An 18,363-nucleotide genomic window follows, 5' to 3' on the forward strand; every position below is an offset into this window, starting at 1 on the left:
GTGTGACGGGGACCTCTCGGCTAGCGGCGCTGGAAGACGCGCATCTGGCCGAGGCTGCGGTTGGCCCAGGCGTAGTACGGGATGAGCTTCAGCGTGGCGGGGTCTGCGGAACGCGGTTCATCGGCGTCGAGGTAGAGCGGCGCGTCGTCCGGGTCGGCGGTCTCACGCACGGCCGGCAGACTGACCGTGTCGATGCCGCCCAGCAGGTCCGGCTCGAAGGCGACGGTCGCGTCGGCGCCGGTCACGCCGTCGGCGAGACGGTAATCCCACAGATCGCCCGCATTGTCGGCCTGCTCGGCGCAGTAGACGAGCGGGCCGCGCGTGACGGCGACCTGCCCGGCGTCGGAGCGCACATGCGAGTTGGCGCGCACGAATCGAACGGACATGTCGAGGTCGAGCGCGATCTCGACGGTTTCGCCGGGGGCGACATCGACGTACGCGAAACCGTACTCGAGATCGCCGGCGAACGGCTGGCCGTTGACCGTGAGCGCGTACGATCCGCGCGACCACGCGGGGATGCGCACGCCGAAGCGGACGGGCTCGGCCGAGGCACCGGAATCACCCGCAACGCCCGGCAGCGAGACCGTGTACTCGACATGGCCATCCCACGGGAAGTTCGAACGCTGCTCGACGCGAAGCCCGCGCGAGGAGACCGCGGTGTTCGCGATGAACTGGTGGCTCAAGACCGTGCGACCGCCGTCGCGCTCGGTGTAGATGTAGCGGTCCACCGAGGCGATGAGTCGGGCGATGTTGGCCGGGCAGCAAGCGCAGCCGAACCAGTCGACGCGGTGCGAGAGCACATGGTGGCGATCCGGGTTGTCAAGGCCGTCGGGCGTGGTCTCCAGAGCGTTGACGTAGTAGTACTGCTTGCCGTCGAGGGAGATGCCGGCGATCGAGCCGTTGAACAGCTCCTTCTCGAGCACGTCGGCGTATTCGGCCTTCGGTTCGGCGAGCAGCATCTGCTGGGCGAACATGCTCATCGACACGGACGCGCAGGTCTCGCCGTACATCGTGTCGTTCGGCAGATCGTAGTCGTAGGTGAACGATTCGCCGACATGCGTGGAACCGATGCCGCCGGTCACGTACATGCGCTTGGTGACGATGTTGCGCCAGAATCGCCTGGCGGTGTCCATCAGCTCTTCGTCGCCGGTCAGACGCGCGACGTGGGCGATGCCGGTGCACAGGTAGCCGACGCGCACGGCGTGGCCGTTGGCGGTCTGCTGCTGACGGACCGGCTCGGCGGCCTGGAAATACGTGGGCTTGTAGAAGCCGAGGTCCGGGAAGATGTTGTCGTTGTCGATCGCCTTGAGCTGCTTGGTGTAGAACTGCGGGTCCTGACCGCGCACGTCGATCAGGTACTGGGCGAGCGCAAGATAGCGCCGTTCACCGGTCACGTCGTACAGCTTGGCGAGAGCCAGCTCGATCTCGGGGTGGCCGTCGGCGCCATGGATCTTGCCCTCCTCCGGCCCGAAGTTGGCATCGAGGCAATCGGCCATCTTGCGAGCCACGTCGAGGGCCTGCTCGTTGCCGGTCACGTCGTGATAGGCGACGGCAGCCTCGATGTAGTGGCCCATCACGTACATCTCGTGGCTCTGCTGGATCAGGCTGAACCGCTCACGGTGCGCCCACACGCCGGACTTGATCTGGTAGGGGGTGTCGAGATAGCCGTCGGGCTGCTGGGCGCGGGCGATCAGGTCGACCGTGCGGTCGCACAGGGCCTTGAGCTCCGGATCCGGGTGGTAGGCGAGCGCGTAGGCGGCCTCCTCAAGCCACTTGTAGACGTCGGAATCCTGGAAGACCATGCCGTGGAACTCGTCGTCGAGCTCGCCCGCGGCGACCTTCAGGTTGGCGACCGCGTGGCTTTTGTTGTCGGACAGCTGGTTACCCGCCGGATCGTCGGGGACGACGGTGTCGATCTCGTCGTTCATCACTCCCCACTGATAGGGGATCACCGACTCGACGATCTGGTCGCGACGCTGCTTCCAGAACGGGGAGGTAATCGTTACCTTCATGATGTACCTTTCGGATGCGTCCGCTTGGGGCGACTGCGCACGCCAAGCGGACTTTGGGGGACTGCGACTGATTATGCAGTCGGTTTCTTCTGCTCTTCTGTTTGTGGAGCGGAGGCGCCGGGCTGATTGCTCTACGACTCAGCCGGTAGATAAGGACTTCGCTGACGCGAAGACTGTCATTGCTTCGGGCTATTCAGCCCTCAGCCCTTGACCGCTCCGCCTCCGGCCCTGCAATTAAGGACTCGCCTTCGGCGAGACTCAATCTGGCTTCGACACTGTCGTGTCTCAGCCTGGAGCGGCCGGGGAGCCCACCGGGCTCCCCTAAAGGGCGTCAGCCCTTTACCGCTCCAGCCATAAAGCCCTTGACGTAGTACTTCTGGAGGGCGAGGAAGAGGATGGCGCAGGGGATGAGCAGGACGACGACGCCGGCTTCGGTGGCACCGTAGTCGATGACGCCCATGGTCTGCTGGCGCATGTTCACCATCGCGAGCGGCAGGGTGGACTTGGCCGAGGAGCTCAAGTACAGCGGGATCATGAAGTTGTTCCACGCCTCGAGGAAGGCGAGCAGGCCGACGGTGACCATCGAGGGCTTGACGACCGGCACGAGGATCCTCAACAGGGCCTGGAAGGAGTTGCAGCCGTCGACCATGGCAGCCTCCTCCATGTCCTTCGGGATTGCGTCGAACGCGTTGCGCATGATGAACGTCGACATCGGCAGCTGGAACAGCGTGATGACGAGGCCGACGCCGAGCAGGGTGTCGTTGAGGCCGATGTCCTTGAACCACACCATCAGCGGGATCAGCAGCGAGGCGTACGGAACCATGAGGATGGACAGGGTGACCATGAAGCCGAGGTTGCGGCCCGGGTAGTCGAAGCGGGAGAACGAGTAGCCGGCCAGCGTGCAGACGACCACGGAGAAGACCACGGCTACCAGCGAGACGATGATCGAGTTGAACAGGTACTTGGGCAGGCCCTCCTGATACCCCCACAGGGTCAGGTAGTTGGCCACGCCCCAGCCCTCGGACTGGGCGGAACCCTTCTGCGGGCTGAAGGAGCTGATCACGACCCAGATCAGCGGGGAGACGAAGATGATAGCCAGAAGGGCTTCCAGGACTCGCGCGATGACGCGCTTCCACAGCGGGGTAGTCATGATGTGTTACCTCCCCTTTCTCACTTGGTGTTGTCGCGCATGCCGCGCATCTGGATGGAGTTGATGATCACGAGGGCGATCAGCACGATCAGCGACAGCGCCGCGGCCATGCCGAGGTCCTTCTTGGAGTCGAACGCGAAGTTGTAGATGAGCTGGACGACGGTCATCGTGGAGTTGTTCGGGCCGCCCTTGGTCAGGATGAAGAACTGATCGAAGGCGAGGATCGAACCGGTGACGCAGTAGACGAGGCACATCACGATGGTCGGCTTCATCAGCGGCAGGGTGATGGAGCGGAAGATGCGCCAGGTGCCGGCGCCGTCCATGCGGGCCGCCTCGTAGAGGTCGCCCGGGATGGCCTGAAGGCCGATCATCATGAGCAGCATGTAGTAGCCGGAGAATCGCCAGACGATGACGATGATCGTGGCCCACAGCGCGGATTGGCCGGTGGCGAGCACCGAGCCGCCCTCCTGCACGAGTCCGAGCGTACTCAGGATCTTGGTGAGCGGGCCGACCTGCGGGGAGTACAGGGCGTAGAACAGCAGGGACGCGGAGGCGAGACCGGTGGCGGAGGGCAGCAGGAAGCAGGTCCTCAGCACGTTGTTCCACTTGGTCGACTCCTGCACGATCAGGGCCATGCCGAGGCCGAGAATCAGCAGGAAGATCGTGACGATCACAGTGTATTCCAGCGTGAACCAGATTGAGGGCCAGAACAGCTTGTGCTCAAACACCTTGACGAAGTTGTCCGGGAAGTTGACGCCGCGGTTGCCGCCCAGCAGGCTCCAACGGGAGAAGGCCATGTAGACGAGCAGCACGATCGGCACGAAGAACAGGACAACGATCATGACCCAATCGGGCAGGGCGTACAGGATGCCCCGCTTGAACGCCTGAGCCTTGGCCGTGGACTTGTGCTCGGGCACAGCCGCGGCGGACTTGGAAACACTTGACATGCTTCACTCCTTTGTGGGGATTTGTGAATGGTGATCGAACGATGATCGCTTGTTCGGATTGAATGCAATCCGTTATCAGGGCCGATTCCTCGGGTTTCGGAAGAAGGAGAAAGGAAGGAGATGAACCAGGAGGTTGCAGAATCGGCCCCGGCAACGGAACACAGTCAGGGATGCGCGAGGATACGCGCGGATATGTTCGGTTGGTGGGGCCGGCGGCCGCCGCCCGTGAAGGACGGGGCGGCCGCCGGTTGTTCAGTTATGTGCGTTCAGTTATTCGGTTGATTTATTCGGTTGACTCAGGCGATCAGTGCGATCAGTTGCCGGCGAGGACGTCGGTGACGGCCTGGTTGTCGGCCTTGAGGTCGGACTTACCCCAGACGGCGTTCTGGACGAGCAGCTGCCACGGGGAGCCGGCGGCGTTGAAGGCCTCGTTGAAGGCGGCGGACTTCGGGGTCTTGCCGTTGCCGTCGATGATCGTGGAGTTGATGGTCTGAATGCGCGGATCGGCGTCGTCGTAGGCGGTCTTCAGGGTCTCGATGTTGGAGGCGGTGTAGCCGTTGTCGGCGAAGACTTCCTTCTGGGTGTCGGACTGCATCAGCCAGTAGAGGAAGTTCCAGGCCTGGGCGACGTGCTTGGAGTCCTTCGAGATGCCCATGGCGTCACCGCCGAGGAACGTGGAGGTCTTGCCTTCCTTGGTGCCCGGGATCGGGGTCACGCCGACCTCGAAGCCGCCGGACTTCTCAGCGTCGAAGATGTCGTTGAGGGAGGTGTTCGGGTAGGGCATGACGCCGATCTTGCCGTTGGCGAACGGGGCGGTCCACGTCGCGCCGGTCTCCTCCTTGGAGCCCGCGCCGAGGCCGTTCTTGGTGTTGGCCAGCTCCTTGTAGGCGTCAAGGACGGCCTTCATGGAGTCGTTGTCCAGCGTGGCTTCGGTGCCGTCGTCGTTCATGACGTTCTCACCGTCGGCCCACACGGACGGGAAGAGGTCGAAGACCAGGGCGCCACCGGACTGGCCGGCGAGGTAGGAGCCCGCGACGCCGTCCTTGTTGAGGGCGGCGACCTTCTTGGCCTGCTCGGTGAAGTCGGCGATGGACTTCGGGCCCTGCTCAGGGTCAAGTCCGGCCTCCTTGTAGAGGTTCTTGTTCCAGACCATCACGGAGACGTCGGTGATGAACGGCAGGGTGTGCTTGGCGCCGTCCACGGTGCCGGCCTCGATGTGGCCCTGCTGCAGATCCTTCAAGTTGTCGAGTCCATCGATCTGCTTGGTGATGTCGGCGAAGATGCCCTCGGAAGCCCAGTACGGGATGCGCACGACGTCTCCGGCGAGGATGTCGGGCAGGGAGTCGGTCTGCGTGGCGCCACCGACCTTGCCCTCCATGTCGTCGTTCGGGATGATCTCGAGCTTGACCTGGTTCTTGTGGCTCTTGTTGTACGCCTCGACGACGCCCTTGGCCTGACGCTCCAGCGGGGAGCGGGTCCACATGGTGATCGTGGTGCCGTCGTCGGTGCCCTTCGCCGGGATGTCGGAGGTGTCAGCGGCACCGGTGCTGCCGGAACCGCCGCCACAGGCGGCCAGCGGAATGAGCATTGCGGCGGCGGCGATGCCGGCCAGTGCACGGGTGACCTTGTTGAAAGCCATAATCGCTTCTTTCTCTAAAATGTTCCGCTCATCTCTGAGAGGCGGTGGCGGACTTTCCGCCTCCGGTCCCTCGCGGCGTTCCGCCCGATCCTCCTTCGGCCGAACGAAACTCTGCGAAAGCCTTTTCACAATATAGCGCCATTCGCCCGTGATTGCAAAACCGCTTTCGCACTTTTCTCGAAGCATGTCGCCAAGCTATGCGAATCCTTGGAAAATGGCGAAAAACAGCTTTCAATACATGCCTTCATGTGTTACGTCAATCGTTTTGACCGTCGAAAATCGCCGGAAATTGCGGCGTGTCTACAAATGATTACGCAACCATCTGCGAAAACTCACAGATTAAAAACTTTCGCACGTCATTTCACACAGAATCGAACACCATTATCGCACCCCAGTGACACGAAAAACTGATTTGCGAAAACTTTCGCATCGTGACTATACTGAAGTACAGTTCCGACGCAGCAGTCGGAACGGGCACGACAACAGTTTCACCGACTCTCATAAAGGAACGGCCATGGTTGAGGACAGGCGCCAGAACGCACGGCTCGAGGACGTGGCGGCCGCCGCGGGCGTATCGCTCGCAACCGCGTCGAAGGCGCTGCACAACAAGCCACGCATCAGCGAGGAGACCCGCCAGCGGGTGCTCGAGGCGGCCCGACAGCTCAACTACGTGCCGAACAAGCTCGCCCAGTCGCTCGCCCGCGGCACATCCGGACTGATCGGACTGGTGACCTCCGACCTGCAAGGCCGCTTCTCCACCCCGATCCTCATCGGCGCCGAGAACGAGCTGCGCGCGCAGTCGATCTCCGTCCTGCTGGCCAACGCGCGCGGCGACGCCGCGATGGAACGCACGCACGTCGAGAAACTGCTTGATCTGAAGGTTGACGGACTGCTCATCGTGCAGCGCGAGACCAACCCGCGCCCCTCGCTCGGCAACGACTGGGGTGTGCCGCTCGTCTATGCGTACGGCCCCTCGACCGACCCGAACGACTGCTCGGTGACCTGCGACAACGTGGAGGCCGGACGCACCGCCGTCAACCACCTCATCTCCTGCGGACGGCACAGGATCGCGATCATCGGCGGCGACGAGACGTACACCGCGGCCACCGACCGCACCAAAGGCGCACTCGAGGCACTGGCCGAATTCGGCCTCGAGCCGGCCGGGCCGATCCGCTACGGCCGATGGGACGAGAACTGGGGTCGCGCCGCCACCCGCCTGCTACTCGATCAGGGCGTCGACTTCGACGCGGTCGTCTGCCAGTCCGACCAGCTCGCGCGCGGATGCATCGACGCGCTGAAACAGCAGGGCATGAAGATCCCGGACGACGTTGCGGTCATCGGCCACGACAACTGGGACGTGCTCACCAAGAGCTCCAGGCCCGCACTGACCTCGATCGACAACGAGACCGAGCTCATCGGCCGCCGAGCCGCGCACTACCTGATGGACGCGATCAACGGCCGCCCGCATCACGGCGTCGACTACGTCCCCTGCCGACTCGTCCAGCGCGAGTCGACGCTGCCGCTCGACTGAGGCACGCACCCAATTTCTTCCACGGAAGAAGTTCAGTCCAAAATCGCCCTCAATTTCTTGTATGGAAGAAATTGGCCACGTTTTTGCTATTCTTTCTTGCATGGAAGAAACCCGACCACAACTGGTCAACCGCCCGCAATACCTTGATCGCATCGCACCGTTCATCAACGAAGACGTCGTCAAGGTGCTGGTGGGGCTTCGTCGAAGCGGCAAATCGGGCATGCTGCGGCTCATCCAACGCAGACTCGTCGAGGAAGGTCGCAAGCCGGAGCAGTTCATCTCGCTGAACTTCGAGGACTACTCACTCACTCCCCTGCACGACCCGGACAAACTGTACCCGTATCTGATGAAGCGTCTGGAAGGCATTGACGGCAAACCCTACGTTTTTCTCGACGAGGTTCAGGAGGTACGGAACTTCGAGAAGACCGTCAACTCGCTGCGCGCCACCACGCCGGCGGACGTGTACATCACCGGGTCCAACTCGACGCTGCTCTCCGGCGAACTTGCCACGTATCTCGGCGGCAGATACGTGCAATTCGAGGTATATCCGTTCGGCTACTCCGAGTTCGTCGAAGCACGGACGCTCCTCGGGACGGGCCATTATTCGTTCGAGGACTTCCTGCGCATCGGCGGCATGCCGTTCGCAGCCACCCACGACTGGGACGAGGACAGCCAGCGCACCTATCTGACGGACATCTACCGGTCCGTCGTGCTGAGGGACATCGTCCGGCGGCATCGCATCCGCGACGTCTCCCTGCTGGAGAGGGTCGCCCTGTTCGCCATGCAAAACATCGGCAACACGTTCTCCGCCAGCGCCATCGCGGCGTATCTCAAATCGGAGCGATTGGACATCGGCGTGCAGACCGTCATCAACTACCTCGACTACTTCTGCGACGCGTTCCTGCTGGAGAAGATGCCGCGATACGACATCGCCGGCAAGCAGGTGCTTAAGACGATGCAGAAATACTACGTCGCCGACCATGGTCTGCGTGGAGCGGTCGTCGGCGACGGCATGGACCAGCTGCAGGGGCTGCTGGAGAACATCGTCGCAATGGAGGGGCTGCGCCGCGGATATCGTGTATCGGTCGGTGCGACGGCTGGCAAGGAAGTCGACTTCGTCTTCGCCAAGGGCGACACCCGACGCTACGTGCAGGTCACCTACCTGATGCAGTCCCAGAAGACCATCGACCGCGAGTTCGGAGCGTTCGACTCCATCGCGGACAACTACCCGAAGACCGTGGTGTCAATGGACCCGATCCTCCGCCCGCGAAACGGCATCGAGCACCGCCGCATCGACGAATTCCTGCTCGCCGAGGACTGGTGAGGCTATCCAACCTCCATTGCCGACTTCTGGCGACCTCTGCCGACCTCTGGCGTACGAAGAACGAGGCATAATCGATGGAAACCCCGTTCTCCGTATGCTCAGGTCGGATCAGTGTACGTGGAACGGGGCTTGGCCGACGATGTCACCCGTATTCGTACGCCTCCAATCGGTCAGAGTACGAATACGGGTGATAGAGATCGGGTAGCCACGGGGGACGTACGCTGAGCAAGGGCCAGCGTACGGGGACCGGGAGTCGGGTCGAAATGACCTCGGGGAGCGTACAGGAAGCTTGGGCTGAGATGTCCCCGGGAACGTACACGACCAGACAGGGATCCCGGGATCACCACGGGCGGCCGATCCACGGGACTCCGGCGTCGGACAGTTTGCGCAATAATGGTTTCTGGGCCGCCACATCGTCGTAATCGCAATGAACGATCGTCGTGACGCCGAGCGAACGCAGCGACTGATCACGGGTCAGCTGGTCGCTGACCACCTGTTTCACCGATCGACGGCCGGCCATGGACGGATCGGAGTATTTACGCATGCCGTCGTATTCCAACACGATGATGCGCCCGTCATGGAGTCGCCAGAGGAAATCGACTCGATACATCCGATCGGCCGTGCGGAACTCCACCTGGAATTCGGGAACGGCGTACCCGCCGGACACGATCACCCCGTAGACCATCGACTCACCGCCGTTTTCGCACTTGCCATTGGCGTATTGCAGCACCCGTAGCACCGAGGTGAGATCGGACCGGGCCCCACGGCATGCGGCATGCACATCATCCATGGCGATTCCCTTGCGGATGGCCGAATCGAACATCGGCAGGGCCTGGATGAAAGAGACCCGCCTGGCACATTCCACCAGTGTCCGACCGGCATCGGTGACTGGAATCCCGGCGATCATGGACGACCGGATCGTCGGAACGAACACGCGTCGCAGTGTGTAGGAGCCCTGATTCGCCATCACTCTGTCGCCACGTCCACGATTGTCCGCGATCATCACCGTCTCGCCGTGCAATCGCCATGTGTGATCGAAGCCGTAAGCGTCAAGAGCCGTCAGACCGGTGAACACCCATTTCGGATGCATCAGGTGCAATGCTCTCGCCACAGACAGGGAGCGTTGACACGCATTCAGTCCCTTCCAGTATTCAGGACGAGAGTAGATGTTCGGATATGGGGAGACCAATTCCCCGATCGAATACCGTCGACGCAGGGCGCGCCGTACCGCGTCATCACCACCGTACAGACATCGCCGCTGTTCCTCGGACTCACGGATCAGCGTATTCACTACCTTGTGCTGTTTCATGTCTTCACGGTAGGAGGTCCGACGTGAGACCGCCACACCGATTGATGGCCATGGGGATAGTGTGCATAACACGGTGGATGATCTGTCCCGAATGTGAGTACGCATATCGGGACTAGCAACAAGGGAACCCCGTTCTCCGTACGCTCAGGTCGACTCAGCGTACGAGGAACGGGGCTTGGGCGATGGAATCACCCGTATTCGTACGCTCCCAGTCAGTCAGCATACGAATACGGGTGATAGAGACTCGATAGTCACGAGGAACGTATGCTGAGGCGACCGCAGCGTACGCCCATTGTGGTATGCACCGTTACAACCACGGAGAACGTAACCAACTACATCCTGCAACCAAGGACAAGCCGGGAATGGCGTACGACCATTGGGAGATGGGTCCGGTTAGCCACGAGGAACGTACGTACATGATGATGGCAACGTACGTCCCTTGACCACGGGGCGACCGAACGTTGGTCCGGCACTACGGGCTGGCCGATGGAGGGGCTATACACTACCGCTTTTTGGACTTGCGGCCTTTGAGGTAGATGTCGAGGACGATCCAGCAGCCGAGGACGAAGGCGACGACGTAGCCCATGAAGCCGACGATCGGGATGCCGAAGATGATCGGCTTCATGCCGGCGTAGTAGACGATGGACGAGCCGATGAACAGGCCGACCACGATCAGCGCCATCGTCAGGCGGTTGACCATATCGGAGAGCAGCTGGAACGGCTCCTGCGAGCCGACGAGCTCCATGTTCATGCGCAGTTGGCCGCGCGTGAGCATGCGGGCGGCCACGTTGAGCTCGCTCATCGCGCCGAGCGCGCTGTGCAGAGCCTCGTGCCCCTCAAGACCCAGCGATTTCAGTTCGTCCTTGACCATCTGGTCGGGCGTGCGCGAGGTGGCGATGTGCTGGGAGATGATCTCGATCATGTTCACGTCCGGGATGAACTCGTCGAGCAGTCCCTCCAATGTGACCAGCGCACGGCCGACCGTCGTGATCGTGCTCGGCACCTCGATGCCGTGCCTTTGCGCAAGCGAGGTCAATGCGGCCAGGAACGCGGCGATGTCGAGATCGGCCAGATCGACCGTACCGTACTCCTTGACGATCACGTCGAGATCGGCGAGCAGGGCCGGATAGTCAGCGGGATCAGCCTCGCCGCCGGCGAATCGCAGTAGGCCGTCGGCGAGCGCGGGCGAGTCCTGCTTGGCGACGGCGAAGATCATGTCCTTCATGACCGCGCGCGTCTTGGCGTCGAGCCGGCCGGTCATGCCGAGGTCGATCAGGACGATCTGCCCGCCGCGGATGATGATGTTGCCCGGGTGCGGGTCGGCATGGAAGAAGCCGTCGTCGAGGATCTGCGTGGAGTAGTTGTCGACGAGTTTGGTGCCGATGTCCTTCAGGTCGTAGCCGGCGGCGACCAGTTCGCCGGCGTGCGAGACGGAGATGCCCTCCACGTACTCCATGACGACCACGTGCTCGGTGCACAGGTCCGGGTAGGGCTTGGGGCAGTCCATGTATTTGAACGGTGCGGCGAATCGCTTGAATTCGGCGAGGTTGCGCGCTTCGACGAGGAAGTCGGTCTCCGATTCGAACGTGTCCCACAGCTCCTCGACGACTCCCTTGAGGTCGACGATCTGCGAGGTGCTGATCACCTTGGTGGCTACCTTGGCGATCGATCGCATGATGGAGACGTCCTGTGCCATCGTCTCACGCACGCCGGGTCGCTGGACCTTGACGGCAACGTCCTCGCCGGTGGTCAGCGTCGCGCGATGCACCTGTGCGAGGGATGCGGAGCCGAGCGGATGCGGGTCGATGTGCTCGAAGATCGTGTCGATCGGCCGGCCGTATTCGGCGGCGAGCGTGTCGATGACGGTCTGGTAGGGCATCGGATCGGCGTCGGCGCGCAGCTTGGCGAGTTCGTCGCAGAAGCTCTGCGGCAGGATCTCGGAACGCATCGACAGGATCTGACCGACCTTGACGAAGGTGGGGCCGAGCGCTTCGAACATCAGGCGCATCTTGACCGGGGTGAGGCCCTTCAGCGCATCGAACTGGTTGACGATGCGCGTGATGTGGGCAAGTCGCTTGGCCTTGCCCCAACGGGTCAGGTGGTAGCGCTGGGAGAAGTCGTCGCGATGCGGGCCGAACAGGCCGATGGTTTCGGCGTAGACCGGGTAGGCGCCCGACGGGTACATCGGGTCGGAGGAACGCGATGCCGGGGAAGACGGCGTGCCTGTGGCGGAACGTGCGGCAGATCCCGACTCAGCGGACCGTGACGAGACGTCCTCGGTGGTGGCCTTCGCGGACTTTCCGCGCGCACTGTTCTGCTCCATACTCGCCTCCTATGTACCTTTGCCTTCCGTAATCGCAAACGAACCCCGGGACGACGAGTGAACGCCGTGACGGGGTTCGGTGCAGGACAATGACCGATGGGTCAGGTCCCGTGAATCAGACCTCGGAAGGCTTGTCCTCGGCGTCCTCCGCAGTCGCCTCGGTCTCGCCCTCCGCCTTGGCGGCGGCGCGCTTCTCGTCGTCCTTGTTCGCGTCGTTGACCAGGGACTCCCCCACCTTGCGCTTGAGCTCGGTGTTGAGGCTCTTGCCCTGCTCGACGGTCAGCTCGCCCTTCTTGACGAGATCGTCAACGAGCTCGCTGCCCTTCTCGTAGCCGGTGGCGAGGGCGCCGATGCCCGCCAGCACGACCTTGCGCAGGCCGTCACCCAAATCGAAATCTGCCATGATACCCCTCCTTATCGGATGTCCTTCTCGGATGTCGAGGCCGGTGCGCGGCGTATGATGCCGCGCGCTCGTACTTCCCAGCGTACTCCATCGGGCTGCACGCGATTATTGGTCGACACTCCGCGCATCGCACGGTTGGCTACCGCGGGCGCGCCGCCGCCACCTTGCGCGCCTGTTCGGCGACCGTATCGATGCGGTCCAGTTCGGCGGCCTGCTCGGTGGTCTGATCATCCGTGGCGAGTCGCCCGTCGTTGAGCGCGCCGTATCGGCGCTCGACGGCGTTGCGGATGAGGAAGTCGGCGATCAGCGGGTTCTTCGGCAGCAGCGAGCCGTGCATGTACGTGCCGATCACGTTGAACACGCGAGCGCCCTCCGTGTAGTCCTTGCCGTTGTTGCCGCGTCCCTCCGCGTCGACCGTGCCGAGCGGGGTCGTGCTTTCACGCAGGAACGTCTGGCCGGAGTGGTTCTCGTAGCCGATGATGTCGCCGAAATCGTCGGAATGCTCGACGAGGTTGCCGATCATGCGCACGTTGCGGCCGACCGTGTACGCGCCGATCACGCCGATGCCCTCGAGTCGCGATCCTTCGGCGGTTTCGAAGTACTCGCCGAACAGCTGGTACATGCCGCAGATCATCAGCATCGGGGTGCCGTGGAACGCGAGTCCGCGGATGAGATCGGCGCGGCGGAAGAAGTCGTCGATGATCTTGCCCTGCCCGCTGTCCTGACCGCCGCCGCCGAGGATCAGGTCGACGTGGTCGGGCCAGTCGTCGCCCTGATTGTACTGGTGGATGACCGGCTCGTAGCCGTACAGTTCGAGGCGACGACGGATCGTCAGCACGTTGCCGGAGTCGCCGTAGATGTTCATGTCCTTCGGGTAGAGGGACATCACGTCGATTGTCTTGCCCATCGTTCCTTCCTTACCTGCCCGCTTATTTGCCCGTGCCCACGCCGGCGTCGGCGACGTTGGCGATGCGGCCCAGCGCGGCGCGCACCTTGAGCATCGCGGTGTACGTGCAGTAGATGTGCTTGGGATGCCCCGGATTGCGCTTGACGAACGCGGCGAGCGCGGCGTCGATATCGGGGTCGACCGCCTCGACCTTCACCTGGTCGTAGCCGAGTCGCAGGGCCATGTCCCATGCGCGCACGCCAGAGACCTGCGCGACGCCGGTCTCCTTGAGCGACGTGAAGTCGACGTCCCACAGCCAGCTCATATCGCGGCCGTCGGCGTATTCGTCGTTGATGACGATCATCGTGTCGGCGCCCTCGGGCGGGAAGCTCGCGAGCGAGAGGCGGAAGCCCATCGGGTTCTTGACGAGCAGCAGTTCGGTCGGCGAACCGTTCACGTCGATGACCTCACCGCGTCCGAACGCCGGGGTGACGCGGGAGACGGCGGCGATCAGATCGTCGGACTTCGCGTTGGCGAAACGCTGCAGACGGGTGCGGAAGGCTTGGAATTTCGGCGATGTCATCGATTTGAGCATGGCGGAGCCCGCCGCCTTGTTCGCGTCCCTGATCACCGCGCGCACGACGGCGAGCGCTGCGGCGGCGTTGAAGAGGTTGTAGACGCCTTCGAGCCTGACCTTGGTGTGGCGTTCGATGGCAGTGTTGTCGGACGCGCCGGGCCTGACCGGTTTGCCCGGTTCCCCGGACAGACGGAACGTGGCGGCGTGGTCGCCGACCTCGGTCAGGGTGACGTCGGCCGGCAGCGTGGCGATGGCCAGGGCCTCCGGGTTCACGGGAGGCAGGGTGAGCGTGTCGGACAGGTCGGCTGCCGGGGCCTGCTTGGCCGCGGCGTCGGTTCCATCCGCCGCACCGGACTTGGATGCGACCGTCTTCGGCTTATCGGACGCCGGCGCATCGGCCTTGCCCTTGTCCTTGGCTGCTCCCTCGACGGACACGGTCGTCGCCATGTCGTCGTCGGAGGGGAAGAACCGCTTCAAGTCGTCGGACAGGCCGAAGTACTTGACCGTCGTGCTGACCGGCGCAAGCCCCGCAAGGCGGGCGATGCGCGGGTCCTCGCGGTTGAGCACCACCGTGCCGGTGGTGGCCTGCGCCACATGGCCCAGCAGTCGGGCGGTGTTGTCGATCTCGCCGAACCGGTCGAGCTGATCGCGCATCACGTTGAGCAGCAATGCGTACCGCGGCTTGACCTGGCGCACGAAATGCACGGCGTACGCCTCGTCAAGCTCGAGCACGGCGATGTCGGCGTCGAGCCGGCCGGTGAGCGGCACGGTCTGCAGCAGCGCGGAGACGACGCCGCGCGTGAAGTTCGATCCGGTCGGATTGGTGAACACCTTCAGGCCAAGATCGGAGAGCATCGAGGCGACCATGCGCGTGGTCGTGGTCTTGCCGTTCGTGCCGGACACGAGCACGACACCGAGCGGCAGCTGCGCGAGCGTGCGCGCGAGGAACGTCGGGTCGATCGTCTCGACGATCTTGCCGGGCAACGCGGATCCACCGTGATGCGTGATGCGCGACGCCCAGCGCACGCCCTTGCCGATCAGCGGCGTCGCGAAGGAGTACCACAGGCCGCTCGGGGCGTTTGAGCCACCCCACGAACCGCCCATGACATTATGATTCGTCATCTCACACTCCCTGATTGCTGTAGTCCTGCGGCATGTCCTGGAACTTCGACATCGCTCCGAGGAACGCCAGATGGAACGTCTCGGTCGGACCGTTACGGTGCTTGGCCATGATGATGTCGGCCTCGCCCGGCCTGTCCTCCTTATCATAGAAGTCCGGGCGATGCACGAGGAATACCACGTCGGCGTCCTGCTCGATCGAACCGGATTCACGCAGATCGGACAGCTGCGGCTTCTTGTCGTTGCGCATCTCCGGTCCACGGTTGAGCTGCGAAAGGGCCACGACCGGCACCTCAAGCTCCTTGGCGAGCAGCTTCAACGCACGCGAGAACTCGGAGACCTCCTGCTGACGGCTTTCGACCTGCTTGCCCGAGGTCATGAGCTGCAGGTAGTCGATGACCACGAGCTTGAGATCGTTCGTCTGCTTGAGACGGCGGCATTTCGCGCGGATCTCCATCAGGCTCATGTTCGGGCTGTCGTCGATGAACAACGGCGCGCTCTCCAGCTTCGTCCAGAACGAATTGAGCGTGTTCCACCGCTCCGGCGTGATCTCGTCGGCGCGGCGCAGCGCTCCGAGCGGGATATCGGTTTCGGCGGAGATGATGCGCTGGGCTAGCTCCACCTTGCTCATCTCGAGGCTGAACACGATCGTCGTGAGGTTGTGGTGCAGGGCGGCGGCACGCGCGAAGTCGATGCCGAGCGTCGACTTGCCCATGGCCGGGCGTCCCGCGACGACGACCATCTGGCCGGGCTGCAGGCCCTGCGTCACGTCGTCGATGTCGTGGAATCCGGTCGGCACGCCCTTGTTGACCAGGCCCTGCTGGAGCTTGTCGATCTGATCGAGGGTGTCTCGAACCACCGGATAGATCGCGGAATAGTCCTGACGCACCTTGCCAACGGACATCTCGTACACCTCGGCCTGCGCGAGGTTGACGACGTCCTCGGCCTGCGAGCCCTCCGCGGAGTAGCCGAGCTGGGCGATCTTCGTGCCGGCGGCGATCACGTTGCGCAGGATCGCGCGCTGATGCACGATTTCGGCGTAGTACGTGGCGTTCGCGGCGGTCGGCACGGCCGCGACAAGCGAATGGAGGTAGTCGGCGCCGCCGACCTTGTCGAGGTCGCCGTGCTTCAGCAGTTCGTTGGCGACGAGCACCGCGTCGACCGGCTGGCTCGCGGAGAACAGGTTGATGATCGCCTCGTAGATGGTCTGGTGCTTCGGCTGGTAGAAGTCGGTGACCTCGATCATCTGCGAGACCTCGCCGATGGCGTCCTTGCTCATGAGCATGCCGCCGAGCACGGCCATCTCCGCGTCGTCGTCGTGCGGGGGCACGCGGTCGAAGAGCGCGTCGCGCACGGGGGTGCCGGTCGCACCGGGTACGTAGCCGCCGTTGCGGTTGCCGCGGGCGCCGCCGTTGCGGCTACCGCCGTTCTGCGACCCGCCGCCGGCGTAGTCGTCTCCGCCTCCCGCGACCGCGACGAACGCGTCGTCGGCCCGCGCATCTTCCCAAGGTTCCTCAGCCATAGCCCCTAAGTATAGGTTCATCGTGCAACTGCGGTAGATGGTGGACGCTATGCGCGCATCCACTGGTCGCCGCGAGCGCGCAGGCCGTTGGCGAGGCCGCGGCCGCCCATGAGGATCACGTTGAATACGGTCCACAGGATGATCGTGCGGGCGAAGTCGCCGGGGATGCGCGGCAGGGCGAGATCGGCGAGCGCCATGACCACGGCGATGTAGACGCCGGCCGTCGCAAGGCAGGTCGCGGCGAGGTAACGGTAGTCGCGCGCGCCGATGAGGATGCCGTCGAGGGCCATCATCCAGCCCTGCAACGGGAAGAACACGCCCATCGTGACCATGCCGGCGGCGACCAGTAGCTGGATCTGCGGGCTCGGCGAGAAGAAGCGGCCGGCGAACAGGCCGACTACGGCGAATCCGAATCCGATGATCGCGCCGACCGCAAGGCCCATACGCCCGGTGGCGCCGGTGAGGCGACGGGCCCGGCCGACCGCACCGGCACCGAGGGCCGCGCCGACCAGGGTCTGGCCTGCGATGCCGACCGAGTCGAGCATGTTCATCGCGAAGTTCCATGACGAGTTGACCGCCTGGAATCCGGCGAGCACCTGCGTGCCCATGCGCGCCGCGCAGGCCACGGTCACGACCATCGCCGCGCGGATCGCGAGCGTGCGGACGAACAGCGGCAGTGCGTCGCCGCCGGCCCGGGCGAGACCGGAGAGCTGGGGTTTGAGGCTCGCACCGTCGGCCTTCGCCCACAGAATCGCCGGAATCGCAAGGAACAATCCCATGAACCATTGCGCGATCAGCGTGGCCGTGCCGGAGCCGACGATGCCCCAGCCGAGCACGATCACGAACAGGACGTCGAGCACGGTGTTGAGTATCGCGCCGCCGACCGCGGCGATCAGGGTGATGCGCACCTTCTGCAGGCCGCGGAACACGCCGTTGGCGGCGTAGACGAGCAGCATGCCGGGCGCGCCGAGGACGATCGCCCGCGTGTAGGCGACCGCCTGATCGAGCACCTCGCTCTGGCCGCCGAGCGCGCGGCACAGCGGTTCGGCGCCCACGAACAGGCCGATGGCGAGGATCACGCCGATGCCGAGCGCCAGCCACAGGCCGTCGATGCCCGCCTGCATGCCTTCGCGGCGACGGCCCGCGCCGAGAAGATGCGCGACCTGCGCGGTGGTCGAGTACGCGAGGAAGATGCACAGGCCGACGGCGGTGAGGATGATCGTCGATCCGATCGACAGGCCGGCGAGCGCCGCATCGCCGATATGCCCGACGATGGCGGTGTCGATGAGGATGAACGTCGGTTCGGCGATGAGCTGGCCGAAGGTCGGCAGCGCCAGGGCGAGGATGCGTCTGGATGCCGAAGGGGCCGAGGATGCCGAGGATTCCCGCGCGTTCGTTTCCTTCATCCCTGTCTCCTCGATTCGATCATGGCGTCCAGTTCACCGTGTGTTCAGATTCGATTACCACGGCGTTTCGGATTGCGCAAGCGGCCTGTGCACTGTGGATAAGTTATCCCCAAGTTATCCACTAAGTTATCCCCATATTGTGGATAACTTAGTGGATTATCCCCAAGGTTATCCCCGAAATGTGGATAACTATTTTCTCTATCCACATTCCTCCC

The 18,363-nt window shown here is 63.6% G+C and carries 13 protein-coding genes; 2 read left to right on the forward strand and 11 right to left on the reverse strand.

The window, feature by feature from the left end; translation table 11 throughout:
• Positions 1 to 20: 20 nt before the first annotated feature.
• From EMB92_RS05975 to EMB92_RS05990, 4 genes are all read right to left on the reverse strand, one after another.
• Positions 21 to 2,012, reverse strand: a complete 1,992-nt coding sequence (locus EMB92_RS05975; protein WP_150394125.1) for a glycoside hydrolase family 127 protein — start codon at positions 2,010 to 2,012, stop codon at positions 21 to 23.
• A gap of 331 nt (positions 2,013 to 2,343) precedes the next feature.
• Positions 2,344 to 3,162, reverse strand: coding sequence for a carbohydrate ABC transporter permease (locus tag EMB92_RS05980; protein ID WP_150394126.1), 819 nt, complete (start codon positions 3,160 to 3,162; stop codon positions 2,344 to 2,346).
• Positions 3,163 to 3,182: 20 nt separating this feature from the next.
• A complete protein-coding gene (locus EMB92_RS05985) occupies positions 3,183 to 4,109 on the reverse strand; it encodes a carbohydrate ABC transporter permease (protein WP_150394127.1) in 927 nt (308 codons plus the stop codon).
• Positions 4,110 to 4,422: 313 nt separating this feature from the next.
• Positions 4,423 to 5,751 (reverse strand): ABC transporter substrate-binding protein, encoded by a 1,329-nt coding sequence (locus tag EMB92_RS05990; protein WP_150394294.1) that lies wholly within the window; start codon positions 5,749 to 5,751, stop codon positions 4,423 to 4,425.
• A gap of 511 nt (positions 5,752 to 6,262) precedes the next feature.
• On the opposite strand from EMB92_RS05990, the gene EMB92_RS05995 reads away from it, so the two are divergent.
• The gene (locus EMB92_RS05995) at positions 6,263 to 7,279 is read left to right on the forward strand and encodes a LacI family DNA-binding transcriptional regulator (RefSeq protein ID WP_150394128.1); all 1,017 of its coding nucleotides are present in this window, start codon (positions 6,263 to 6,265) and stop codon (positions 7,277 to 7,279) included.
• Positions 7,280 to 7,379: 100 nt separating this feature from the next.
• Positions 7,380 to 8,603: an ATP-binding protein gene (locus EMB92_RS06000; protein WP_223847596.1), complete on the forward strand. Its 1,224-nt coding sequence runs from the start codon at positions 7,380 to 7,382 to the stop codon at positions 8,601 to 8,603.
• Positions 8,604 to 8,943: 340 nt separating this feature from the next.
• Here EMB92_RS06000 and EMB92_RS06005 read toward each other — a convergent pair whose 3' ends face one another.
• The 7 genes from EMB92_RS06005 to EMB92_RS06035 all read right to left on the reverse strand — a co-directional run bounded on the left by EMB92_RS06005 (position 8,944) and on the right by EMB92_RS06035 (position 18,148).
• Complete coding sequence (locus EMB92_RS06005) at positions 8,944 to 9,912, reverse strand: hypothetical protein (protein ID WP_150394129.1); 969 nt, start codon at positions 9,910 to 9,912, stop codon at positions 8,944 to 8,946.
• Between the two features lie 502 nt (positions 9,913 to 10,414).
• Positions 10,415 to 12,235: an ABC1 kinase family protein gene (locus EMB92_RS06010; protein ID WP_190973573.1), complete on the reverse strand. Its 1,821-nt coding sequence runs from the start codon at positions 12,233 to 12,235 to the stop codon at positions 10,415 to 10,417.
• A 115-nt stretch (positions 12,236 to 12,350) separates the two neighbouring features.
• Positions 12,351 to 12,638, reverse strand: a complete 288-nt coding sequence (locus tag EMB92_RS06015; protein ID WP_043165667.1) for a hypothetical protein — start codon at positions 12,636 to 12,638, stop codon at positions 12,351 to 12,353.
• Positions 12,639 to 12,777: 139 nt separating this feature from the next.
• The gene (locus tag EMB92_RS06020; RefSeq protein ID WP_150394130.1) at positions 12,778 to 13,545 is read right to left on the reverse strand and encodes a type 1 glutamine amidotransferase; all 768 of its coding nucleotides are present in this window, start codon (positions 13,543 to 13,545) and stop codon (positions 12,778 to 12,780) included.
• A gap of 22 nt (positions 13,546 to 13,567) precedes the next feature.
• Positions 13,568 to 15,205, reverse strand: coding sequence for a Mur ligase family protein (locus tag EMB92_RS06025; RefSeq protein WP_190973602.1), 1,638 nt, complete (start codon positions 15,203 to 15,205; stop codon positions 13,568 to 13,570).
• Positions 15,206 to 15,224: 19 nt separating this feature from the next.
• On the reverse strand, positions 15,225 to 16,763 hold the full coding sequence (dnaB, locus tag EMB92_RS06030; protein WP_395951842.1) for a replicative DNA helicase: 1,539 nt from the start codon (positions 16,761 to 16,763) through the stop codon (positions 15,225 to 15,227).
• A 26-nt stretch (positions 16,764 to 16,789) separates the two neighbouring features.
• Positions 16,790 to 18,148 (reverse strand): MATE family efflux transporter, encoded by a 1,359-nt coding sequence (locus tag EMB92_RS06035; protein WP_150394132.1) that lies wholly within the window; start codon positions 18,146 to 18,148, stop codon positions 16,790 to 16,792.
• Positions 18,149 to 18,363 lie beyond the last annotated feature (215 nt).

It is taken from the genome of Bifidobacterium callitrichos (genome assembly GCF_008698085.1).
In the GTDB taxonomy this organism is placed as follows: Bacteria; Actinomycetota; Actinomycetes; order Actinomycetales; family Bifidobacteriaceae; genus Bifidobacterium; species Bifidobacterium callitrichos.